General features: G+C 67.8%; 22 protein-coding genes. 6 read left to right on the top strand and 16 right to left on the bottom strand.

What is annotated here, in order from left to right:
* The first annotated feature begins 4 nt into the window (after positions 1 to 4).
* The 3 genes from ACN6O8_RS19490 to ACN6O8_RS19480 are packed head-to-tail and all read left to right on the top strand — an operon-like array spanning position 5 to position 2,634.
* Positions 5 to 760, top strand: a complete 756-nt coding sequence (locus tag ACN6O8_RS19490) for an SDR family oxidoreductase (RefSeq protein WP_427992638.1) — start codon at positions 5 to 7, stop codon at positions 758 to 760.
* Between the two features lie 11 nt (positions 761 to 771).
* Positions 772 to 2,295, top strand: coding sequence for a lysine--tRNA ligase (lysS, locus tag ACN6O8_RS19485; protein ID WP_427992637.1), 1,524 nt, complete (start codon positions 772 to 774; stop codon positions 2,293 to 2,295).
* A 15-nt stretch (positions 2,296 to 2,310) separates the two neighbouring features.
* On the top strand, positions 2,311 to 2,634 hold the full coding sequence (locus ACN6O8_RS19480; RefSeq protein ID WP_427992636.1) for a preprotein translocase subunit TatB: 324 nt from the start codon (positions 2,311 to 2,313) through the stop codon (positions 2,632 to 2,634).
* 50 nt (positions 2,635 to 2,684) lie between these two features.
* On the opposite strand, the gene ACN6O8_RS19475 is transcribed toward ACN6O8_RS19480, so the two are convergent.
* Positions 2,685 to 4,199: a PLP-dependent aminotransferase family protein gene (locus ACN6O8_RS19475; protein ID WP_427992635.1), complete on the bottom strand. Its 1,515-nt coding sequence runs from the start codon at positions 4,197 to 4,199 to the stop codon at positions 2,685 to 2,687.
* Between the two features lie 178 nt (positions 4,200 to 4,377).
* Between ACN6O8_RS19475 and ACN6O8_RS19470 the strand changes: the two genes are divergently transcribed.
* Positions 4,378 to 5,613: a benzoate/H(+) symporter BenE family transporter gene (locus ACN6O8_RS19470; protein ID WP_427992634.1), complete on the top strand. Its 1,236-nt coding sequence runs from the start codon at positions 4,378 to 4,380 to the stop codon at positions 5,611 to 5,613.
* The gene (locus ACN6O8_RS19465; RefSeq protein ID WP_427992633.1) at positions 5,610 to 6,428 is read left to right on the top strand and encodes a YggS family pyridoxal phosphate-dependent enzyme; all 819 of its coding nucleotides are present in this window, start codon (positions 5,610 to 5,612) and stop codon (positions 6,426 to 6,428) included. Before ACN6O8_RS19470 ends, ACN6O8_RS19465 begins: the two co-directional genes overlap by 4 nt.
* Before the next feature lie 35 nt (positions 6,429 to 6,463).
* Here ACN6O8_RS19465 and ACN6O8_RS19460 read toward each other — a convergent pair whose 3' ends face one another.
* The 12 genes from ACN6O8_RS19460 to ACN6O8_RS19405 form a co-directional block, all read right to left on the bottom strand.
* Positions 6,464 to 7,273 carry a hypothetical protein gene (locus tag ACN6O8_RS19460; RefSeq protein WP_427992632.1) on the bottom strand — a complete coding sequence of 270 codons (810 nt, stop codon included), beginning with the start codon at positions 7,271 to 7,273 and terminating at the stop codon, positions 6,464 to 6,466.
* Positions 7,274 to 7,299: 26 nt separating this feature from the next.
* The gene (gene lpoB, locus ACN6O8_RS19455; RefSeq protein ID WP_427992631.1) at positions 7,300 to 7,908 is read right to left on the bottom strand and encodes a penicillin-binding protein activator LpoB; all 609 of its coding nucleotides are present in this window, start codon (positions 7,906 to 7,908) and stop codon (positions 7,300 to 7,302) included.
* 48 nt (positions 7,909 to 7,956) lie between these two features.
* Positions 7,957 to 8,361 carry a YcfL family protein gene (locus tag ACN6O8_RS19450; RefSeq protein WP_061074264.1) on the bottom strand — a complete coding sequence of 135 codons (405 nt, stop codon included), beginning with the start codon at positions 8,359 to 8,361 and terminating at the stop codon, positions 7,957 to 7,959.
* Between the two features lie 28 nt (positions 8,362 to 8,389).
* Positions 8,390 to 9,748, bottom strand: a complete 1,359-nt coding sequence (locus ACN6O8_RS19445) for a COG3014 family protein (protein WP_427992630.1) — start codon at positions 9,746 to 9,748, stop codon at positions 8,390 to 8,392.
* 214 nt (positions 9,749 to 9,962) lie between these two features.
* Complete coding sequence (locus tag ACN6O8_RS19440) at positions 9,963 to 10,616, bottom strand: TetR/AcrR family transcriptional regulator (RefSeq protein WP_427992629.1); 654 nt, start codon at positions 10,614 to 10,616, stop codon at positions 9,963 to 9,965.
* The gene (locus ACN6O8_RS19435) at positions 10,613 to 11,767 is read right to left on the bottom strand and encodes a thiolase family protein (protein ID WP_427992628.1); all 1,155 of its coding nucleotides are present in this window, start codon (positions 11,765 to 11,767) and stop codon (positions 10,613 to 10,615) included. Before ACN6O8_RS19435 ends, ACN6O8_RS19440 begins: the two co-directional genes overlap by 4 nt.
* Positions 11,764 to 13,620, bottom strand: coding sequence for an AMP-dependent synthetase/ligase (locus tag ACN6O8_RS19430; RefSeq protein ID WP_427992627.1), 1,857 nt, complete (start codon positions 13,618 to 13,620; stop codon positions 11,764 to 11,766). The genes ACN6O8_RS19435 and ACN6O8_RS19430 overlap by 4 nt, the downstream gene beginning before the upstream one ends.
* A complete protein-coding gene (locus tag ACN6O8_RS19425) occupies positions 13,617 to 14,411 on the bottom strand; it encodes an ABC transporter ATP-binding protein (protein ID WP_427992820.1) in 795 nt (264 codons plus the stop codon). The genes ACN6O8_RS19430 and ACN6O8_RS19425 overlap by 4 nt, the downstream gene beginning before the upstream one ends.
* Positions 14,412 to 14,451: 40 nt before the next feature.
* The gene (locus ACN6O8_RS19420) at positions 14,452 to 15,633 is read right to left on the bottom strand and encodes an ABC transporter substrate-binding protein (RefSeq protein ID WP_427992626.1); all 1,182 of its coding nucleotides are present in this window, start codon (positions 15,631 to 15,633) and stop codon (positions 14,452 to 14,454) included.
* A 37-nt stretch (positions 15,634 to 15,670) separates the two neighbouring features.
* Positions 15,671 to 16,708: a branched-chain amino acid ABC transporter permease gene (locus ACN6O8_RS19415; protein ID WP_427992625.1), complete on the bottom strand. Its 1,038-nt coding sequence runs from the start codon at positions 16,706 to 16,708 to the stop codon at positions 15,671 to 15,673.
* A gap of 2 nt (positions 16,709 to 16,710) precedes the next feature.
* Positions 16,711 to 17,589: a branched-chain amino acid ABC transporter permease gene (locus tag ACN6O8_RS19410; protein ID WP_427992624.1), complete on the bottom strand. Its 879-nt coding sequence runs from the start codon at positions 17,587 to 17,589 to the stop codon at positions 16,711 to 16,713.
* Positions 17,589 to 18,386, bottom strand: coding sequence for an ABC transporter ATP-binding protein (locus ACN6O8_RS19405; protein ID WP_427992819.1), 798 nt, complete (start codon positions 18,384 to 18,386; stop codon positions 17,589 to 17,591). Before ACN6O8_RS19405 ends, ACN6O8_RS19410 begins: the two co-directional genes overlap by 1 nt.
* Positions 18,387 to 18,643: 257 nt before the next feature.
* On the opposite strand from ACN6O8_RS19405, the gene ACN6O8_RS19400 reads away from it, so the two are divergent.
* On the top strand, positions 18,644 to 19,447 hold the full coding sequence (locus ACN6O8_RS19400) for an enoyl-CoA hydratase/isomerase family protein (protein WP_427992623.1): 804 nt from the start codon (positions 18,644 to 18,646) through the stop codon (positions 19,445 to 19,447).
* 329 nt (positions 19,448 to 19,776) lie between these two features.
* Here ACN6O8_RS19400 and ACN6O8_RS19395 read toward each other — a convergent pair whose 3' ends face one another.
* From ACN6O8_RS19395 to fdx, 3 genes are all read right to left on the bottom strand, one after another.
* Positions 19,777 to 20,667, bottom strand: a complete 891-nt coding sequence (locus ACN6O8_RS19395) for a methylglyoxal synthase (protein ID WP_427992622.1) — start codon at positions 20,665 to 20,667, stop codon at positions 19,777 to 19,779.
* Between the two features lie 105 nt (positions 20,668 to 20,772).
* Entirely contained in the window at positions 20,773 to 20,967 is a 195-nt protein-coding gene (gene iscX, locus ACN6O8_RS19390; protein WP_020928322.1) for a Fe-S cluster assembly protein IscX, read from the bottom strand.
* A complete protein-coding gene (gene fdx, locus ACN6O8_RS19385) occupies positions 20,967 to 21,308 on the bottom strand; it encodes an ISC system 2Fe-2S type ferredoxin (protein ID WP_427992621.1) in 342 nt (113 codons plus the stop codon). Before fdx ends, iscX begins: the two co-directional genes overlap by 1 nt.
* Positions 21,309 to 21,310 lie beyond the last annotated feature (2 nt).

Raw genomic sequence — 21,310 nt, 5'->3', positions numbered from 1 at the left:
ACGCATGTCCGACACCATCGCAATTCTCACCGGCGCCTCGCGCGGCATCGGCGCCGCCATGGCGCGCGGCCTGGCCAAACCGGGCACCCGCCTGATCACCCTGGCGCGCCGCGAAGACCCCGAGCTGGCCGCCTACGCCCGCTCGCAGGGCGCGCAACTGGAACAGCTGTCCGTGGACCTCTCGGATCTGGCCGCGGCCGAGGCGGCCGCGCGCCGCATCTGCGACACCCTGCCGCGCGACGCCCGCCGCTACCTGCTGATCAACAACGCCGGCACCGTGCACCCCGTGGCCGGCACCGACGCGCTGATCGACGGCTCGGCCATCGCCGCCGCCTTCAACCTGAACGTCACGGCCGTGATGCTGCTGACCGCGCGCTTCCTGGCCGCGGTCGAAGACCTCAAGGCCGACCGCCGCGTGCTCAACATCTCGTCCGGCGCCGGCCGCAACCCCAATGCCGGCTGGGGCGTGTACTGCGCCACCAAGGCCGCGCTCGACATGTACTCGCGCGTGGTCAAGCAGGAACAAGGCGAAAGCGGCGCGCGTATCGTTTCGCTAGCCCCCGGCATCGTCGACACCGACATGCAGGCCGCCATCCGTTCCAGCGATCCCAAGAGCTTCCCGGCGCTGGCCAAGTTCCAGGACTTCCACGCCAGCGGCAAGCTGTCCTCGCCCGCCAACGTGGCCTCCCGCATCCTCGCCTACCTGGATCGCGACGACTTCGGCACCACCGAAATCGACGACATCCGCAATTACGACTGATCCCCCCGACCATGACCGACCACACGACCGCTCCGGCCCCCGCCCAGGATGAAAACCGCTTGATCGCCGAACGGCGCGCCAAGCTGGCCAAACTGCGCGAGACCGGGGTCGCGTATCCCAACGATTTCGTCCCCGACGCCCGCGCCGCGTCCCTGCACGACAAGTACGACGACCAGACGCAGGAAGCGCTGGCCGCCGCGCCCGTCAGCGTCAAGGTCGCCGGCCGCATGATGCTCAAGCGCGTCATGGGCAAGGCCAGCTTCGCCACGCTGCAGGACAGCACCGGCCGCATCCAGATCTACCTGGACCGCGGCACGCTCGGCGAAGACGTCTACGCCGCGTTCAAGCAGTGGGACATCGGCGACATCATCGCGATCGAAGGGTCGGTCTTCAAGACCAACAAGGGCGAACTGTCGGTGCACGCCGCCTCGGCGCGCCTCTTGTCCAAGTCGCTGCGCCCCCTGCCCGACAAGTTCCACGGCGTCGCCGACCAGGAACTGCGCTACCGCCAGCGCTATGTCGACCTCATCATGACCGACGCCACGCGCCGCACCTTCGAGGCGCGCAGCAAGGCCGTGGGCAGCATCCGCCAGTTCATGCTGAACGCGGGCTTCCTCGAAGTCGAAACGCCCATGCTGCACCCGATCCCGGGCGGCGCGGCGGCCAAGCCCTTCGTCACGCACCACAACGCGCTGGACATGGAAATGTTCCTGCGCATCGCGCCCGAGCTCTACCTCAAGCGCCTCATCGTCGGCGGTTTCGAACGCGTGTTCGAAGTCAACCGCAACTTCCGCAATGAAGGCGTGAGCCCGCGCCACAATCCGGAATTCACGATGATGGAGTTCTACGCGGCCTACGCGGACTACCGCTGGCTGATGGACTTCACCGAGGAACTGATCCGCCAGGCCGCCATCTCGGCCACCGGCAGCGCCGTGCTGACCTACCAGGAACGCGAGCTGGATCTTTCCAAGCCGTTCGACCGCCTGACCATCTGCGAAGCCATCCTCAAGTACGCCCCCGGCTACACCCAGGCGCAACTGGACGATGCCGCCTTCGTGCGCGCCGAGCTCAAGAAGCTGGGCGCCGACGCCGACGGCCCGGTGCTGACGCGCGCCGGCCTGGGCGCGCTGCAACTGGCGCTGTTCGAGGAAACGGCCGAAGCCAAGCTGTGGAACCCGACCTACATCATCGACTACCCGGTCGAAGTGTCGCCGCTGGCGCGCGCCTCCGATACCCGCGAAGGCATCACCGAGCGCTTCGAGCTGTTCATGACGGGCCGCGAGATCGCCAACGGCTTCTCCGAGCTGAACGATCCCGAAGACCAGGCCGAGCGTTTCCGCTCGCAGGTCGAGGCCAAGGACGCCGGCGACGAGGAAGCGATGTACTACGACGCCGACTACATCCGCGCGCTGGAATACGGCATGCCCCCGACGGGCGGCTGCGGCATCGGCATCGACCGCCTGGTCATGCTGCTGACCGACAGCCCCAGCATCCGCGACGTCATCCTCTTCCCGCACCTGCGCCGTGAAGACTAAGACGCGGGCGGCATCATGATCGTCAAGATCCTGATGCTGGCCGCGGTGGTTGCCGCCCTGTTCTTCATGGTGATGCAACCGCGCCGCGGCCGCGGCGGCTACGCCACGGGCGCGGCGCCCGTGCGCCGCACGCCGCTGTTCATCGCGCTGTGCCTGGCCGCCGCGCTGGCCCTGACCGGCACCCTGGTCACCGCGGTGATCTGGATGGGCAGCGTCGCCGGCGGCGTGACCGGCGGCGGTTACCACGGCGAAGCCGATTTCCTGCTGACCATCGCCGCCGCCCTGCTGGCGATCGCCGTGGCCTGCGGCGTCGGCGCCTTCCTCAAGCGCAGGGGCTGAGCCCGCGCCACGGGCCGCCCGCGCGGCCGCCGTCCGCGACTCGCCAGCCCCTACCCCTTCTTTTTCAACGCGACCGCCAGGCGCCGCATGGCCAGGTCGATCTCGTGCGCGCTGAGCGACGCATAGCCCAGCAGCCAACCTTGCAGCGCGGGCGTGCCCGCATACAACCGCGCCAGGCCCGGCAACACCAGGCCGGCCTGGGCGGCGCGGCGGATGGTGTCGGCCTCCGACCACCCCGGCTCCAGCAGGCACGGCACCTGTAGCCCGCCCTCGGGACGCAGCGCGCGCGCCACGCCTGCCAGGTGCTTGCCCACCGCCTCCAGCATGGCCTCGCGCCGCGCCGCGTACAGCTTGCGCATGGCGCGCACATGGGCGTTGTAGTGGCCATCGGCCATGAAGCGCGCCAGCGTCAGTTGCAGGATCTGCGGCGTATGGCCATCGACGATGCTGCGCGCTCGGCTGAAGGCGCCGACCAGCTCGTCCGGCAGGGCCATGTAGCCCATCCGCAGGCCCGGATAGAGCGTCTTGCTGAACGTGCCCAGGTAGAGCGTGCGGCCATGCCGGTCCAGCCCCTGCACACAGGCGGTGGGCAGGCCGTCGTAGTGGAATTCGCTGTCGTAGTCGTCCTCGATGATCCACTTGCCGTTCTCGGCGGCCCAGCGGGTCAGGTCGAGCCGGCGCTCCAGCGACAGCGTCGCTCCGGTCGGATACTGGTGCGACGGCGTCACGTAGACGCAACTGGCGCCGCTGCGGTCGGCCCGCAACAGGTCGGTGCGGATGCCCTGCGCATCCACGTCGATCGGCACCACCCGGGCCTCGGCGAATTCGAACGCCTTGCGGGCGCCGAAGTAACCCGGGTTCTCCAACAGGATCGGCTTGCCCGCGTCCACCAGCAGTTGCGCGCACAGGAACAGCGCCTGCCGCGTGCTGCTCAATACCACGATCTGCTCGGCGCGAACCTTGGCGCCGCGCTCCAGGTTCAGGTAGGTCGCGATGGCGCGGCGCAAGGGCTCGGCGCCTTGCGGATCGCCATGCAGCAGCACATGGTCGCGATGGTCCTTGAGCACCTGGCGCTGCAACCGCTCCCACACCGCGGTCGGGAAGGTGCGGGTCTCGGGCAGGCCCGTCGCGAACGCCTGGATCGTCTGCTGGTCGGCCACGCCGCCGCTGTCGAAGATCGCGCGCCCGCGCCGGCTCAGGCCCGCCGTCGGCGCGGCCGGTTGCGGCGCCTCGGGCGACCGGCGCTCGCGGGCCGACGGGCGGCGCCGCGCCGAGCCGCGCAGTTCGGTGCCGATGGTCTCGGACACATAGCTGCCCGAGCCCTTGCGGCGCGCGATGAAACCGTCGCGCTGCAATTGCACGTAAGCGTTCTCGACCGTGTCGCGCGCCACGCCCAGCGACTGCGCCAGCGCGCGCGTGGCGGGCAGTTTCACGCCGGGATCCAGATCACCGTCCAGCACCAGCGCGCGCAAGGCGCGCTGGATGCGCAGGTGCAGGTCGAGCGGCGCCAAGTCCGCGTCGCCCATGCGGATCTTCAGTGTCTCAAGCGCGAAAGTCTTGCTCATGCGGTCTGCCCGAAGGCGGTGAAAGTGTCGATGACAACCGGCCATTCTAGCCGCGGCCAAGTTGCTCGGCATGAAAAAAGTGGTCTGGCCTCGACAACAAAAGTGTATGGTCATGACAGTCCATTACGGCGCTACAAAGTGGGCTGCCCCTCAACCCTTTCCGCGTTCCACCGTCCCCATGCCCACCCCAAGCGCCTCCTCCCTGGCCCCGCGCGATCTCGTCCATCCCATCGTCGCCGGCCTGATCTCGGTCATTGTCAACTACGGCGGCACCTTCATCCTGGTGTTCCAGGCCGCCAAAGTCGCGGGCCTGGACCCGGCGCTGACCGCCTCGTGGGTCTGGTCAGTGTCCATCGGCGTCGGCGTCACCGGCCTGCTGCTCAGCTGGGCCGCCCGCGAACCGATCATCACCGCGTGGTCCACGCCGGCCGCCGCTTTCCTGGTCACGGCGCTCGCCACCACGCCCTATGCCGAAGCCATCGGCGCCTACCTGCTATCGGCCGCCGCCTTCGTCGCGCTCGGCCTGTCCGGCTACTTCGACAAGGCCATCCGCCTGATCCCGCCCGGCGTGGCCGCCGGTCTGCTGGCGGGCATCTTGCTGCCGTTCGGCATCGGCGCCTTCGGCGGCATGAACCTGGACCCGCTGCTCACCGCCTGGCTGATCCTGGCCTACGTCGCCCTCAAACGCTACACCGCGCGCTACGCCGTGGTCGGCATCCTGGTGTCGGGACTGGCGTTGCTGCTGCTACAGAACCGGGTCGACCTTTCGGGCCTGACGCTGGCCTTCGCCGCCCCGGTCTACACCGCCCCGGCCTTCTCGCTCAACAGCTTGCTCAGCGTGGCCCTGCCGCTGTTCCTGATCACGCTGACCGGCCAGTACATGCCGGGCATGCTGGTGCTGCGCAACGACGGCTTCAAAACCAGCGCCAACCCCATCGTGACCGTCACCGGCCTGGGCTCGCTGCTGATGGCGCCATTCGGCTCGCACGCCTTCAACCTGGCGGCGATCACGGCCGCCATCTGCACCGGCAAGGAAGCCCACGATGACCCCGCCAAGCGCTGGGTCGCAGGCATCGCCGCCGGCATCTTCTACATTCTGGTGGGCGTGTTCGGCGTGACCCTAGCGGCCGTGTTCATGGCCCTGCCCGCCACCTTCATCACCACCCTGGCGGGCCTGGCCCTGCTGGGCACCATCGGCGGCAGCCTGGCCAGCGCGCTGGCCGACCCCAAGGCGCGCGAAGCGGCCCTCATTACCTTCCTGGCTGCGGCCGCCAACATCAAGCTGTTCGGCATCGGCGGGGCCTTCTGGGGCCTGGTGATCGGCCTGGCCGCGCACGCCCTGCTCAACGGCCGCCTGCCGCGCCGCGCCCCCCAACCGCGCCCCGGCGCCGCCGGCAAGGAAATGGTGAAATGATGACACCCCCGCCCGATTCCGCCGCATCGGCCCCTGCCACGCAGACTCGCCACGACCGGCACGGCCGTTATCCCCAGGCCCTCAGCGTCGAGGACTTCCGCCATAACCTCGCCGCCATCCACGCCCGCATGCAGGCCGCCTGCCATCGCGCCGGCCGCGATCCGGCCAGCGTACGCCTGCTGCCGGTCAGCAAGACCATGGACGAATCCCGCATCCGGCTGGCCTATGCCGCCGGATGCCGCCTGCTGGGCGAGAACAAGGTGCAGGAAGCCCACCGCAAATGGGAAAACACCGCCGACCTGGCCGATCTGCGCTGGTCGGTCATCGGCCACCTGCAGACCAACAAGGCCAAGTTGGTAGCGCAGTTCGCCAGTGAGTTCCAGGCGCTGGACAGCCTGCGGCTGGCCGAGGCGCTGGACCGGCGCCTGCAGGCCGAGGGCCGCGCGCTGGACGTGTTCGTGCAGGTCAACACCTCTGGCGAACCCAGCAAGTATGGCCTGGCGCCCGATGACGTGGCGGCCTTCCTCCAGGCGCTGCCGGCCTACTCCGCGCTGCGCGTGCGCGGCTTGATGACGCTGGCGCTGTTCTCCAGCGAGGCCGAACGCGTGCGCCAGTGCTTCGTGCTGCTGCGCGGCCTGCGCGACCGCCTGCGCCAGGAAGCGCCCGCCGGCTTCCACCTGGACGAACTGTCGATGGGCATGTCGGGCGACTTCGAGATCGCCATCGAGGAAGGCGCCACCGTCGTGCGCGTCGGCCAGGCGATCTTCGGCGCGCGCGCGTTGCCGGATAGCCATTACTGGCCGGATCCGGCCTGATGCCGCCAGGGGCGCCGCCGGCGCCCCATGCCGGATCAGTAGTTCACCACCGGCTCGTTGCGCGAGGCCGGCGGCGGCGGGTTGGCGCCAGTCGCCCCCTGCAGGTGTCGGCCAGGCAGGCCGAACTGGCTCATCAGCTCGCCATAGGCCGCTTCCGCCAGGCTCTTGGACGCCTCGGCGATCACCTTCGGCCGGCTGAAAGTGGCCCGGTCGCCCGGCCGCGATACCACCTTCACGTCCTGTCCCGAGCCCAGCGCCGTGAATGCCGCCTTGACCTCGTAGGTGCGCGTGTTGATGAGGCTGAAGTCCACGGCGATATCCAGGCCCAGCGTGGCCGAGGTGGCCGAACCGCCAAACGACATGGCGTTCTGGTTGAACTGGACATCGCTGACCGTGCCGAACAGCACGTAGTCGGCGCCGGCGAACTGGCCTTGCCGGATCCGCGCCACGATGTCGAAGAGTTTTTCGGTCGGCTTGCCCTGGTAGGCCTTGCCCTGCACCAGCCTGACGCCGCCGCCCTTGAGCATGGCGCCTTTCAGGTCCGCGGTGTACTTGCGCAGTTCGCCGTACTCGATGTACGAGTACGTGCCCTCTTCCTCGTAGTAGCTGCTTTCCGAGCGGGCGCTCACGCGTCCCCGCTCGGAATACGAGCGCGGGCCATCCTGCACGCTGGCGCTGGCGTTGACGCTGCTCTTGCTGGACGCGGAGACCACGCGGAAATACTCGCGGACCCGCTCTTCATAGGCCAGGTCGGTCACCGCGATCCTGGGCTCTGCGGCGCGGGCGGCGGGCAGCGCCGCCACGCACAGCGCCAGCGCGGCCATCAAACGATAGGTTTTCAGCATCGGAATGCCTCGAATGGGTGATGGAATCAACGGCGCGTGGTCTTGCGGATTTCCTTCTCTTCCTGCCACTCTATGGTGCCTTCCTGCACGTCATACAGCTTGAGCGTCATCTTGTAGTAGACGTCCTTGACGCCGCTGGCCTGCTTGACGATGGAAGAGATCTCCCCTTCCAGCGCGTACTTGGCGCCGACCATGTTGCCCATCTTGGCCTTGCCCTGGTTCTTGTACAGTCCGCTCTGGTTCTGGCGCTGCAGTTCCTCCACGCCGGACTGCATCTCGTCCATGCTGCGCGTGAAACGCACCTTGCCGCTCTTGACCAGCTGGGTCTGGATCGTGTTCATGATCGACTTGGTGTCGATGTATTCGCTGGTCTTGTTGCGCACAGGCGCCAACGTCACCGTCGGCCGGCCGCTGAACACCGGGCTTTCCAGCAGCGAGCCGGTCATCTTCTCGGCGATCATCTGCAGATCGGTCGAACCGAACTCGTTGCTCACCGTCTCGACCGCCTTGGCATCGCCGTAGCTGACGCCGGAGGACGAATCGACCTTGGGTTGCGTCGTCTGGCAACCGGCCAGCAGGAGCGCCCAGGAGAGGGCCATGCCGGTCATCAGGCGGGGGAACAGATTGGAACGCATACAAACTCCGTGGATATTTTTCTGGAAATCAGGCGCGCCGAGCGGCCATCAGGGCGACTCGGCGCTCATCTCGATGCGGAAATCGGTCGCCTGCGGGCCATAGGCCACGCCCTTGACCATGAGGCTCTGCCGGTTCAGGAACGTCAGCGGCTTCCAGGCCTCGTCATCGCCGACCTGCATGCCGTCGGCGTCGAACCAGCGGAAGCGGTAGTACAGGCGCGAGTTCAGGCCGCTGGTGTTGACGATCTCGGCCTGCACCACCATGACGTCGTTGCGACGCTGCGACCGCAGGCTTTCGACGCGCAGGTCGCGCACCGAATCGCGCACCATGAGCTTGGCGGCGATGCCGGGCGAGGCCGCATAGGGCGGCGCGGGATTGGCCTGCGCCATGGCCTGACCCGCCAGGGCCAGCCCCAGCGCCAGCGCGGCCGTGCATTGGGCAAACTGCTTCATAGGAATTTCCGCTACGCGCCGGGCGCGTTCAGTTCAAGGAGGCGGACTTGGGCGCCGGACGGCGTTTGCCGGGTCCGCGCTTGTCCTCGGGTTGGGGCGCGGCCAAATCGCCGAAGCGGCCAGGCTCGCCAAAATAGGTCACAGACGCGAACGTGCGCAATGGCACGATCATGTGGCGCCCGCCGACCGAGATCTTCTGCGTCGCACCGGGCACGCCAGGCAGCGAAACGTTGTAGTCGCCCGGCGGCAGGAACGTACGAGCCACATAGACACGGCCAGGCAACGTGCGCCACATGCGGTCATCGGCCGGCGGTTCGGTCACGGCCGCCGCGACGCTGCCGAGCAGGCCTGCCAGCATGCCGCCTTCCTTGTACAGAACCACTTGCGCGCCGGCCTTGACGATCATGCGCACCGTCGCGCGCGCCTGCATGCCCGGCAGATCGTCCTTCAAGGCGCGGCGGGCCATGACGTTGAAATCGGCGACCAGGCCGGTATCCAGCATCGTGTCGCCCACCGCAATCCGCTCCACGCTGGGCGCATCGGACACGGCGTTGATCACGGGATACGACATGCCCACCGTGATCAGCCCCTGCGGCGTCGGCACCGGCAGCAGGAACTTCTTCGATTCCCGCGCCGGAGCGTTGCCCGACTCGATCACGAACAGCACATCGGTCGCGCCATTCTTGCGTTGCTGGCCGCGTCGCTGATCCAAGCCCTCCAGGCCCGCCTCCAGCACCGTGCTACCCGGCCGCAACTGGATCGCCTGGCGATAGCCCGGCGCCGCCAGGCTGGGTTCGTTCAGGGCCTCGTAGACGAAACCCGACAGGTAATGGCTCAGGGCGTTCTGGTAGCCGTTCTTCAGTCCCAACACCTCGGGATCGTTGAGGGTCTCGGTCGGGTAGCCCTGGAGCTTGGCTGTCTTGACCTGGGCGCCCTTCTCCTTGGCCTTGGCCTCGGCCTCCTCGGTCTGCTTGGCGCGGAATTCGGCGATGATGGCTTCGCGCTCGTGCGTGCGCTTGATGTCGATGCGGGCGGTGTCCAGGTCTCCCTGCGACAGGCGGTTCAGCGCCATGACCGTGGTCAGCATGACTTTCTCGTAGTCCTGCACCTCGTAGTCTCGGGTGCCATCGCCCAACAGCGTCGCCCCGACCTGGCTTGCCGCTTCCGTCACCAAGCCTCGCGCCTGCTCTTCCCACTGCTTGACCGCGTTGTCGGCAATTTCGAAGGCGGCCATGCTATCGCCGTAGTTCGAGGCGATGCGCAGCAACTCGCCCTTTTCCAGGTTGAGCAGTACGTCATCCGCCTTGCCCCCCTGCAACTGTCCATCCACCTTGATGATGGCGTCCTGCAGCCGTCCCTGGCTGGCATCCGCCGTACTCTGGCCCACCTTGCTTTGATGCGTCGCAGCACAGCCCGCCAAAAGCAAAGCCAGGCCCGAAGCCGTCAAGACTCGCAGCATGTTCCTCTATCCCTCCCGGATTGATCCGGATTATGTTTCTAAGAGAAACAGACTTTTAACATTAATTATTAGTCTTTAACAAATGAACAAAAATATTCACATTTATTGCGAGGCTCTCCCCGCGTGAAAATCCGTCCCTTATTCAGCCCACCGGCCAGCACCCCGCCCCCTCCGGCAACGTCGGCAGGCTGGCCCGCAGCATCTCATCGATGAACGCGGCCGGTCGCAGCCGGCCGTCGGGCTTGTACCACTGCACCGTCAGGTTCATCGCCCCCAGCACGCAACGCTTGATCACGCGCGCGTCGCCGCGCAGCACACCGGCAGCCACCGCCGCCGCCACCGCGTCCTGCCACATGGCCTCATAGCGATCGCTCAACGCCTTGACGCTGGCCTGGCTCGGCGCCGACAGGCTGCGCCACTCGTACACCAGCGCATTCATCGCATCGCCGCCGGCGCCGTGCAACATGCTCCACATATGCACCCGGAACAGCGCCGCCAGCCGGTCGGCCGGCGACTGGTACAACGCCAGCGCCTGACGCCCGCCCTCCAGCACTTCCTCGATGCCGTTGTTCATCACCGCCACCAGGATCTCCTCCTTGCTGCGGAAGTGATGGAACAGGCTGCCGGACTGCAGGCCCACGGCGCGCGCCAGCGCGCGCACCGTGGTGCGCTCGTAGCCGTGCCGGCGGAATAGGCGCGCCGCCGTCAGGATCACCTCGGCGCGCCGCAGTGATTCCGCGCCGTCTTCGTGGCCCGTCGGCGCCGCCTGCGCCGCGGCCTTGGCGGATCGGCTCATAGCCGCTCGACGATCGTGGCCGTCGCCATGCCATGCCCGATGCACATGACCTGCAGCCCGAACTGGCCGCCCGTGGCGCGCAGGCCGGCCAGCATCTTGGCCATGAGCGCCGCGCCCGTGGCGCCCAGCGGATGGCCGTGGGCAATGGCGCCGCCCCACGGGTTGACCCGCGCCGGGTCCGCGTCCAGCGTTTTCAACCACGCCAGCACCACGCTGGCGAAGGCCTCGTTGATCTCGATCCAGTCGATGTCCCGCAGCCGCAGACCGGCCCGCGCCAGGGCGCGCTCGGTCGCGGCGATGACCCCAGTCAACTGCAACACCGGATCGGAGCCGATCGCCACCCGGGCGCGAAAGCGCGCCTGGGGCCGCAGGCCGTCCGCCAACGCGGCCGCGCGATCCGCCAGCAACAACGCCGCCGCGCCATCGGCCAGTTGGCTCGACTGCGCCGCCGTCACGTTGCCCTGGCCCGACGGGCGCAGGGCTGGCGGCAGCGCCGCCATCTTGGCCGGATCGGCCGCTTCACGGATGCCCTCGTCGCGCGCCGGGGTGCCGGGCGGACCCGGCAGCAACTCGGTGTGGCGGCCGGCGCTGGCCGCGGCCCAGGCGCGCGCATGGCTCTGCATCGACCAGGCATCCAGCTCGGCGCGCCCCAGTTGCCACTGCTCGGCGATGCGCTCGGCGCTCTCGATCTGATGGACCAGCGGATAGCGCTGCAACAGCCCGGGGTTGAGCGACTCGAAGCCGCGGAACTCGCGTTGGCCCAGGGTCACGTCCAGGAACATCGGCACGCGGCTCATGCTTTCGACGCCGCCGGCCACCACATAGCGCATGTCGCCGGCCGCGATCGCCTGCGCCCCGGCATGCACCGCCTGCTGGCTCGATCCGCACATGCGGTTCAGCGCCACACCCGGCACCGTCTCCGGCAGGCCGGCCAGCAGCGCCGCCAGGCGGCCGATATTGGCGCCCTGTTCGCCCGCCTGGCTGACGCAGCCGGCGATCACATCATCCACCTGGCCGCCCGGCAGCCCGGCGCGCGCCAGCAGGCCCCGGATCACCTCGGCCAGCAGGTCATCGGGCCGCCTGTCGGCCCACCAGCCGCCGCGCCGCCCGAACGGCGTGCGCACCGCCTCCACGATCACCGCTTCGTTCATGCTGGCGTCTCCTCGGCGTAGAGCCGTTCGATCTCATCCGCGTAGCCGCGGTAAATGCTGGCGCGGCGCACCTTCATGGTCGCGGTCACCTCGCCATCGTCATGATCCAGCTCCTTGGTCAGCAGGTGAAAGCGCTTGATCTGCGCCACCGGCGCCAACCCCGCGTTGGCGCGCGCCACCTCGCCGGCCACCAGTTCGCGCACCTCGGCGCTCTCGGCCAGCGAACGGAAATGGGTGAAGGCGATGCGGCGCGATTCGGCCCACTTGGCCACCGTCTCGAACTCCAGCTGGATCAGCGCGGCCACATAGCGCCGGCCGTCCGCGATGATCACGCACTCCTTGACGTAAGGGCTGCTCTTGACCGCGTTCTCGATCTCCGATGGCGTCAGGTTCTTGCCGCCGGCGGTGATCATGATGTCCTTGAGGCGATCGACAATACGCAGGTGGCCGTCGCGCGCCTCGGCCACGTCGCCGGTATGCAGCCAACCATCGCGCACCGCCTCGGCGGTGGCGGCGGCGTTCTTGTAATAGCCGGCGAACACCATGTCGCCGCGCACCTGCAATTCGCCCTGCTCGCCCAGCCGCCAGTCCACGCCGAGGATCGGCTCGCCCACCGTGCCCGCCCGCACGCGCTCCGGATGCTGGCCGAAGATCATGCCGGTCGACTCGGTCAGGCCATACACCTCCACCAGCGGCACGCCCAGATTTCGGAAATAACGCACCACCTGCGGCGCGATCGGCGCGGCCCCCGTCATCGCCACCCGCGCGCGCCGCAGGCCGATGAAGTTCTGCAACGCGCGCAGCACCAGCCAGTACCACAGTGCATAGGTGGCCCGCTCGCCCCAGCCGCGCTGCCCCGCCGATTTATGCGCGAACGGCGCGCACGCCGCCAGGGCGCGCCGGTACAGCCACTGTTGCACGCGTCCAGCCTCCTGCATCTTGATCGAGATCGACGCGTGCAGCTTCTCCCAGATGCGCGGCACGCCCAGGAACAGCGTCGGCGCCACCTCGCGCAAGTCTTCCTGCACGGTGCGGATCGATTCGCCGAAGTTGACCTGCGCGCCCAGGTAGATCGGCACGAAGGTCGACAGCATCTGCTCGGCCACGTGGCACAGCGGCAGGTACGACAGGTGCACGCTGCGCGCGTCCATGCCCAGCCGATCAGCGATGCCCGGCGCCACCCCGCGCATGTTGCGGTAACTGAGCATCGCGCCCTTGGGCTTGCCGGTCGACCCCGACGTGTAGATCATCAGGCCCAGATCGTCCAGCCCTTGCGCATCCAGCGCGTCATTCAATGCCTGCAGCCCGTCCACCTCCAGCCGCTGGCCATCGGCCTCCAGTTCGGCGAAAGCGACGATACGCGCGCGGTCGGCCGGCGCGTACGAGCGCAGGCCCTTGGTCTCCATCACCACGATGCGCCGCAACAGCGGCAGCCGGTGCGCCACCCGCAACACCTTGTCGGTCTGCTCCTGGTCCTCGCACACCACCAGTTCGACGTCGGCATGTTCCAGCACGTAACCCATTTCCTCGGCCGGGCTGGTGGCGTACACGCCCACCGCCACGCCGCCGACCGCGCCGGCGCCCAGCTGCGTCAGCAGCCACTCCAGCCGGTTCTCGGCGACGATGGCCACCCGCCCGCCACGCGACAGCCCCGCCGCCCGCAGTCCCAGCCCGACACGGCAGGCGCGGCGCCAGTAGTCGGCCCACGACACCGGCCGCCAGATGCCGAAGTCCTTCTGCCGCACCGCGATGGCGTCGGGCTGGCGCCGCGCCTGCTCGCGCAGCATCTGCGGCAAGGTCAGCGCCGGCCAGGCAGCCGCGCCCGCGCGGGCATCCTCGCGCAGCCCGCTCATGACAGCCAGCGCTTGCGGCGCTTGTAGTGCTTGATGTCGCGAAAGCCGCGCGCCTCGCCCGCGCCGCCCACGCCCAGGTAGAACTCGCGCACATCGGGATCGGCCGCCAGCCGTTCGGCCGTGCCGTCGATCACCACCTTGCCCGTTTCCATGATGTAGCCGTAATGCGCCACCGCTAGCGCCACCGACGCGTTCTGCTCCACCAGCAGCATCGACACCCCCTGCTCGCGATTGATGCGGGCGATGATGGCAAAGATCGTCTCCACCAGCATCGGCGACAGCCCCAGCGACGGCTCGTCCAGCAACATCAGCTTGGGCTGCGCGATCAGCGCCCGCCCGATCGCCAGCATCTGCTGCTCGCCGCCCGACAAGTAGCCCGCCAGCCCACGGCGGCGTTCGTACAGCCGCGGGAAATAGCCATACACCAGATCGAAGTCGGCCCTGGCGCCGGACCTGCCGCTCAGCGCGTAGGTCGCGGCCACCAGGTTTTCCTCGACCGACAGATCCTCGAACACGCGCCGCCCTTCCATCACGTGCGCCAGCCCGGCCCGCACCAGGTTCTGCGGCCGCGTGCCGGCGGTGTCCGCGCCATCGAACAGGATGCGTCCGCGCGCCAGCTCGCCGTCCTCCAGGTCGAGCAGCCGCGACACCGCCTTCAGCGTGGTCGACTTGCCGGCGCCGTTGCTGCCCAGCAGCGCCACGATGGCGCCGGCCGGCACCGCCAGCGACAGGCCGCGCAGCACCTGCACCGCCTTGTTGTAGACCACCTCGATGTTGTTGATGTCCAGCACCGTCGGCGGCGACGCAGCATGTCCGGAATTCACGGGCGCCTCACTGCAGCACGATCCAGTCGGACGCCGGCACCATCTGCTTCTGCTTGGCGTCGGCGCGGTAGATGCGGCCCACCGGAATCGAATTGCCCTTGATGCTGATCGGCACGCCGATCAGCCCGCCGGTATCGAAGTCCTTGATGCCTTCCAGCGCCGCCTTCATGTTGGCGCTGGTCAGCGCCTTGCCCGCCTCCAGCGTGCGCTTGGCCACCTCGGTGAACAGCATCGCCGCCAGGAAGCCCTGCATATAGCCGGTGCTCTGATACTGCGGCCGCATCTCGCGGATCTTCTTGAGCATCGGCGCGTCGGCCGCCTGATCGTAGTAGTAGCGGTACGGCATCACGCCCATGAAGCCCTCGGCGTCCTCGCCCATCTGCATCACCGTGGAATTGTCCATGGTCCAGAACGTGCCCATGTAGCGCGTCTTCAGGCCCATGCGCTTGCCCTGCCCGACGAATTCTGGAATCGGCGCCAGCACGTAGCCGTGAAAGATGGTGAAATCCGGATCGGCGCGGCGCAGCTTGATGACCTCGGTCGACACATCCACGCTGCCCGGCGGCGTCATGATCTCGGTGGCCACCGTCAGCCCCAGCTTCTGCGCCACCGCGCGCGAGCTGGCGATCGGGTCGCGCCCGAACTCGGTGTCCGAATACACGAACGCCACCTTGGCGCCCGGCTTTTCCTTGGCGATGTAGCGCAGCAGGATGCCGAACATTTCCGTGTAGTCCGGCCCCAGCATGAACTGCGCCGGGTACTTGGCCGGGTCGTTCAATTCGGTGGCGAACGACGCGCCCGTCATCAGGATGTCGCCCGAGCGGTTCAGCTCGGCATTGATGGTCTTGGAAAACCCGGTCGAGTCGCCGTAGTAGAAATTGACCTTGTTCTGGCTGGTGATCTTCTTGAAGGCCGCCACCGACGCATCCACCTTGTAGGCGGTGTCCTCCGGCACGTAGCGCAGCTTGCGGCCCTTGATGCCGCCCTGTTCGTTGACGATCTTGACGTAGTCGGTGATGCCGGCATGGATGCCCTGCCCCGCGAACGCGAACACCCCGCTCAACGGGATCGAGCCGCCCAGCACCAGGTCCTCCTCGGCCTGGGCCGCCGGCGCCGCCGCCAGCGCCAATGCCACGCCCAAGGGCGCCAGCAACTTCGATAAACCGCTGCCTATCCGGATGCGCTTCATGGTTTCGTCTCCTGGTTCTCTTGGGAATACGCGGCCGCTACGTGCGGAAGGGCCACAGATGGAAGTAACGGCGCACGCGGCGCCAGATTTCCGCGAGCCCATGCGGCTCGAAGATCAGAAAGCCCACGATCAGCAGGCCGAAAACGATGGTGCGCACCGGCGAAATCAAGCGCAACGCATCGCCCCCCAACGGCAACCAACCCACCACCAGCTTGAGCAGTTCGGGCACCATGGTCATGAATACCGCGCCCAGGATCGAGCCCAGGATCGACCCCATGCCGCCCACGATGATCGCCGCCAGAAAGAAGATCGACATGATCAGCGGAAAGCTCTCCGGCGTGACCACGCGAAAGAAATACGCCCACAGCCCGCCCGCCACGCCCGCGTAGAACGACGACAGCCCGAACGACAGCAGCTTGTAGCGCAGCAGGTGGATGCCCAGCACCTCGGCGGAAATATCCCGGTCGCGGATCGCGATGAAGGCGCGGCCGATGCGGGTGCGGAACAGGTTGGCCGCGCCCAGCACCATCAGCGCCGTCAACGGCACGATCAGCCAATAGATCTTGAACGACGTGTCCAGGTCGATCCCCAGCAGCCGCGCCGGCGGCACCTGCAACCCGCCCGTGCCGCCGGTGAAGGCCCAGTTGGCGAACACGAAGTGCGCGATGAACGAGGCCGCGATGGTCGAGATCGCCAGGTACAGGCCCTTGACCCGCAACGACGGAATCCCCACCAGCAGCCCGCCCAGCATCGCCACCACGCCCGCGCCCACCAAGTTCAGCAATACCGGCGTGCCCAGCCGCAGTTCCATCACCGCCACCGTGTACGCACCCAGCCCCATGAACGCCGCCTGCCCCAGGCTCACCAGCCCGGTGTAGCCCGTCAGGATGTTCAGCCCCGTGGCGCTGGCCACGTTGATCGCCACCAGGCACGCCAGGTACAGCCAGTAGGCGTCGGCCACGAAAGGGAACAGCGCCAGCGACGCCGCCAGCAGCGCCAGCCACAGCCGTTGGGTATTGGTATCGAACAGCGCCTCGTCGGCCCGATAGCTCTCTTTCGCGGTCGCGATGCGCATGGCTACAGCCTCTCGATTTCGCGCGTGCCGAACAGCCCGTAAGGCCGCATCATCAGCACCGCCACCAGCACCACGAAGGTCGCCAGCAATTTGTATTCGCCGCCCAGGTAGGCGCCGGCCCAGGCCTCCAGCAGCCCGATGAACAGCCCGCCCACCAGCGCCCCCGCCACGCTGTCCAGGCCGCCCACGATCACCACCACCAGCACCGACAGGCCGAACACGCCCATCGACGACGAGATGCCGCCGATCGCCCCCACGATCACCCCAGACACCGCCGCGATCGCGCCCGCCGCCGCCCACGACAGCGAGAACACGCGCGGCACGTTGATGCCCATCGCATACGCCGCCCCCTGGTCCGACGCGGTGGCGCGCAACGCCACCCCGCCGCGCCAGTAGCGGAACACCGCCAACACCAGCAACACCAGCGCCAGCGCCACCCAGAAGCCGTAGAACACCTTGGGCGCGACGAAAGCCTCGCCCACCATCACCGGCGCGCGCGGCATGAATTCCGGCAGCCGGCGCTGGTCCGCCGTCCAGATCAGTTCCACCACGCCCACCAGGATCGACGCCAGCCCCACCGTGATCATGAACACCGAAATCGGCGATTCGCCCAGCATCGGCCGGATCGTCAGGCGCTCGACCACCGCGCCCAGCACGGCGGACACCAGCACCGCGCCGGCGATCGCCGCCCATACCGGCCAGGCCATGCCGGCGGCGAACGCATAGAACACGTAGGCGCCCATCATCAGGAACTCGCCGATGGCGATGTTGACCACCCGCGTCGCCTTGTAGACGATCACGAACGCCAGCGCCGCCAGCGCATACAGGCCGCCGCTGCCCAGCCCGGCCAGTGTCACCTCCAAGAAGAACAGGCCGTCCATCAGGCCGCCTCGCGCAGCCGCCGGCGCAAGTCGCCGACATCGCCAGCGCCCAGATACGCCTTGATGACCTCGGGATCGGCCTGCACCGCCGCCGGCGTGCCATCGGCGATCACCTGGCCGAAATTCAGCACCACCACGTGATCGGACAGGTCCATCACCATGCCCATGTCGTGTTCCACCATCAGCACCGTCACGCCCCACTCGGCGCGCGCGTCGAGGATGAAGCGCGCCATGTCGTCGGTCTCCTCGCGGTTCATGCCCGCCACCGGCTCGTCCAACATCAGCACCTTGGGCTGCATCGCCAGCGCCCGCGCCAGCTCCACCCGCTTGCGCAGCCCGTACGGCAGCGCCGCCACCGGCGCGTGGCGGATGTGGTCGATCTCCAGGAAGTCGATGATGCGTTCCTCGATGTCGGCGCGCAGCGCCATCTCCTCGCGCCGCGCCCGCCCCAGGTACAGCAGCGCGTCCAGCACGTTGGTGCGCAGGTGGGCGTGGCGCCCCAGCTTGATGTTGTCCAGCACCGTCATGCCGCGGAACAACGCGATGTTCTGGAAACTGCGCGCCAGCCCCAGGCGGGCGCGCTCGGGCGCGGCCACGCGCGTGATGTCACGGCCCATGAAGCGGATGGTGCCCGCGGCCGGCCGATAGAAACCCGAGATGGTATTGAACAGCGAGGTCTTGCCCGCGCCATTGGGGCCGATGACCGTGGTGATGGATCCCGGCGCGACGCGAAAGCCCACGCCCGCAAGCGCCTTGACCCCGCCGAACGCCAACGTGACCCCATCCACCTCCAGCAAGGGAGGGCTGTCGGATTGATCCACCTTTGTCTCCTCGCGGTTGTCGCGAAGCTGTTTTTCTATTGGCGGTGAATCAGCGTAGCCCCGAGGCAGGCGATGCGGCGAACCTGTCTTTACCTACGCTGTACAGCGCCGGAAAATCGTTCTATGCGTTACGCTTGTGTGGCGGACGGCAACCGAGCAAGCGCTTGGTTCCGACCATAGCATCGTGGTTTTTGGATCGAAAGTTGGTATTTACCCGATAACGGAGACAAGCCATGAACCCACCCCTTCCGGTCTTTCCGACCCTGCTGCTGGAGGCCGGCGACGGCACCGCCACGCTGACGCTGAACCAGCCCGACACGCTCAACGCCATCGACATCGCCATGGCGCAAGACCTGCAACGCGCGGCCCAATGGCTCGAGACGCGCGCCGACATCCGGGTCGTGCTGCTGCGCGGCGCCGGCAAGGCCTTCTGCGCCGGCGGCGACGTTTCCCTGTTCGAAGGCGACGTCAACGCGGTGCGCGCCAAATTGCTGGACCTGTTCACGCCGCTCAACGATTTCATCGCGCATGTCGCGCGCATGAACAAAGTCTGGCTGGCGCAGGTCCACGGCGTCGCCGCGGGCGCCGGCCTGTCGCTGGTGCTGGCCTGCGATCTGGCCATCGCCGACGCCGGCACACGCTTCATGACGGCCTACCTGAAGCTCGGCGCCACGCCCGACGCCGGCATGACCCACGGCCTGAACCGCCTGCTCGGCCCGCGCCGCGCGCTCGACCTGCTGCTGCGCCACGATGCCTTCACCGCCGCGCAAGCGCATGCCTGGGGGCTAATCAACCGCGTCGCCGACGCCGGCCAACTCGCGCCGCAGGCGCAAGCCTACGCGCAACAACTGGCCAGCCACGCGCCACACGGCATCGCCGGTGCCAAACACCTGCTGCGCAACGCCGCCCATGCGACGCTGGAAACGCAGTTGGCCGAAGAAACCGCCTGCTTCCTGGAGAGCGCCCGGCGCGAGGACTTCGCCGAAGGCGTGCGCGCCTTCCGCGAAAAGCGCGCGCCGCGCTTCCAAAGCCGCTGAACCGCGTGCCGCGCCCGCGTCAGAACTTATAGGTAACGCTGGCGATCGCGCTGCGACGCGCGCCACACCAGCAATCGCCCGGCGACAGCTTGGGCCCGTCGCCATCGCGGAACGACGACATCCAGCGCGTGCCCGCGCCCACCGTGAAGCGCCCGTCCAGATTGTCGAGGGGGCCGAAACGCTTGGCGGTGGCCTGGGCCTTGTCGGTATCACCGCGCTGGTGCGCACCTCGCCGGTCAGGTGCTGGTTCAGCCTATCCACAGAGCGCCGCCGTGCGGCGCATCAGGGCAAACGACAAGGAAAAGGCGCCACGCCCGCATGCTGCCGGCTCAACCGCGCCCTGCCCGCAGTTCCACCGCCTGGGCCCAGCGCCGCGCCACCGACGGCGAGGTCGCGCACGTGGCCGACTCCGTCACCACGCGCACCGCACGCTCCAGCAGTTGGATATCCGCCTCGTGCTGGCGCGCCACATGCGGATCCTCGAAAAAGATGACGCGCTGACACTGGTGCTCCAGCACCAGTTCCGCGATCTGCGCGTCGCCGCCCAGCGGCCCGCTCAGGTAGCGGTGCACCCACGGCGTATCCTTGGGCCAGCCGCGCGACCACGCCAGCTCGTTCAGGCGGCCGCCGGTGGTGCCGGTGGCCACGCGCCGCGCGAACTGCGACAACACATCGAAATGCTCGGCCGCGAACGCCACCATCTCGTCCTTGAGCGCATCGTGCGCGATCAGCGCCAGCGTCTGCCCAGCGAAGTTGAACAGGCGCGACGCCGACACATCCGGCGCCAGGCCCGCATGCACGCGCTCGACCTCCATCCATTCGATGGCGCCGGCCAGCGTCGAGATGAACGGCCGGCCGTGCGTGATGCACTGGCGCTTGAGCGCCAGCGCCTCGGGAAAGATCGAAGACGGATCGACCGGATCGATCAGGTAGATCGCGCCATCGAACGGCGCCTGCCCGTCGCGGCCCTCGGTCACGCGCGCCACCAGCTTCATCAGCCCGCCCTCGCGGCCATACGGATAGCGGATCAGCCCGGAATAGCCCTGCAACATACCCTCGCGCACGATCGCATCATGCGTGCGGCCGACGGTATGCAACTGCACCCCCAGTTCGCGAATCGTGGACGAACAGGCCCGCAACCACGTGAACAGGGCGGCATCGGGCGTTTCATGGTGCAATCGGTTGGCGGCCAGGCCAAAGCGCAGTTGGGCAGCGGGCATCGGTAGACTCGGATGGCAAGGACAACGAAAAGAGTCTTGATGATACCCCGCGGCCGCGGCCGCCAATGCAAAAAACGCTCCCCAGGGGAGCGTTTTACCAGCGGATCAGTCGGCCTCGTCGATCCAGGCCATCTGGATGGCCTCCAGGATCTTCTCGCCGCTGCGTTCCGGATCGTCATTGAAGCCGGGCAAGGCCAGCACCCATTCGCGCAGTTGCGTGAACCGCAGCGTCTTGGGGTCGACGTCCGGATGGGCGTCCGCCAGCGCCTCGGCGATCTGGTAAGTATCGGTCCACTTCATCAATGGCCCTCTTTCGCGTGGTTGATGGTGTACTTGGGAATCTCGATCGTCAGATCGGCATCCTCGATGCGCGCCTGGCACGACAGGCGCGAAGTCGGCGTCAGGCCCCAGGCCTTGTCCAGCAGATCCTCTTCGTCGTCGGTCGCGTCTTCCAGCGAAGCGTACCCTTGCTTGACCACCACATGACAGGTCGTACACGCGCACGACAATTCGCAGGCATGCTCGATGTCGATGTGGTTGTCCAGCAGCACACGGCAGATCGACACCCCCTTGGGCGCGTCTTCGATCACGGCGCCCTCGGGGCAGTAATCGGGATGAGGCAATACGGTCAGTTTCGGCATAG

Source organism: Achromobacter sp. (assembly GCF_050285565.1).
Lineage (GTDB): Bacteria > Pseudomonadota > Gammaproteobacteria > Burkholderiales > Burkholderiaceae_B > Achromobacter.
The sequence above is the reverse complement of the archived record's forward strand: the minus strand, read 5'-3'. Positions and strand labels throughout refer to the sequence as shown.

What these genes read in the sequence shown, in the direction of transcription:
- ACN6O8_RS19490 (WP_427992638.1), top strand. Translation starts at nt 5, where the DNA reads ATGTCCGACACCATCGCAATTCTCACCGGCGCCTCGCGCGGCATCGGC.
- lysS (WP_427992637.1), top strand. Translation starts at nt 772, where the DNA reads ATGACCGACCACACGACCGCTCCGGCCCCCGCCCAGGATGAAAACCGC.
- ACN6O8_RS19480 (WP_427992636.1), top strand. Translation starts at nt 2,311, where the DNA reads ATGATCGTCAAGATCCTGATGCTGGCCGCGGTGGTTGCCGCCCTGTTC.
- ACN6O8_RS19475 (WP_427992635.1), bottom strand. Translation starts at nt 4,199, where the DNA reads ATGAGCAAGACTTTCGCGCTTGAGACACTGAAGATCCGCATGGGCGAC.
- ACN6O8_RS19470 (WP_427992634.1), top strand. Translation starts at nt 4,378, where the DNA reads ATGCCCACCCCAAGCGCCTCCTCCCTGGCCCCGCGCGATCTCGTCCAT.
- ACN6O8_RS19465 (WP_427992633.1), top strand. Translation starts at nt 5,610, where the DNA reads ATGATGACACCCCCGCCCGATTCCGCCGCATCGGCCCCTGCCACGCAG.
- ACN6O8_RS19460 (WP_427992632.1), bottom strand. Translation starts at nt 7,273, where the DNA reads ATGCTGAAAACCTATCGTTTGATGGCCGCGCTGGCGCTGTGCGTGGCG.
- lpoB (WP_427992631.1), bottom strand. Translation starts at nt 7,908, where the DNA reads ATGCGTTCCAATCTGTTCCCCCGCCTGATGACCGGCATGGCCCTCTCC.
- ACN6O8_RS19450 (WP_061074264.1), bottom strand. Translation starts at nt 8,361, where the DNA reads ATGAAGCAGTTTGCCCAATGCACGGCCGCGCTGGCGCTGGGGCTGGCC.
- ACN6O8_RS19440 (WP_427992629.1), bottom strand. Translation starts at nt 10,616, where the DNA reads ATGAGCCGATCCGCCAAGGCCGCGGCGCAGGCGGCGCCGACGGGCCAC.
- ACN6O8_RS19435 (WP_427992628.1), bottom strand. Translation starts at nt 11,767, where the DNA reads ATGAACGAAGCGGTGATCGTGGAGGCGGTGCGCACGCCGTTCGGGCGG.
- ACN6O8_RS19430 (WP_427992627.1), bottom strand. Translation starts at nt 13,620, where the DNA reads ATGAGCGGGCTGCGCGAGGATGCCCGCGCGGGCGCGGCTGCCTGGCCG.
- ACN6O8_RS19420 (WP_427992626.1), bottom strand. Translation starts at nt 15,633, where the DNA reads ATGAAGCGCATCCGGATAGGCAGCGGTTTATCGAAGTTGCTGGCGCCC.
- ACN6O8_RS19415 (WP_427992625.1), bottom strand. Translation starts at nt 16,708, where the DNA reads ATGCGCATCGCGACCGCGAAAGAGAGCTATCGGGCCGACGAGGCGCTG.
- ACN6O8_RS19410 (WP_427992624.1), bottom strand. Translation starts at nt 17,589, where the DNA reads ATGGACGGCCTGTTCTTCTTGGAGGTGACACTGGCCGGGCTGGGCAGC.
- ACN6O8_RS19400 (WP_427992623.1), top strand. Translation starts at nt 18,644, where the DNA reads ATGAACCCACCCCTTCCGGTCTTTCCGACCCTGCTGCTGGAGGCCGGC.
- ACN6O8_RS19395 (WP_427992622.1), bottom strand. Translation starts at nt 20,667, where the DNA reads ATGCCCGCTGCCCAACTGCGCTTTGGCCTGGCCGCCAACCGATTGCAC.
- iscX (WP_020928322.1), bottom strand. Translation starts at nt 20,967, where the DNA reads ATGAAGTGGACCGATACTTACCAGATCGCCGAGGCGCTGGCGGACGCC.
- fdx (WP_427992621.1), bottom strand. Translation starts at nt 21,308, where the DNA reads ATGCCGAAACTGACCGTATTGCCTCATCCCGATTACTGCCCCGAGGGC.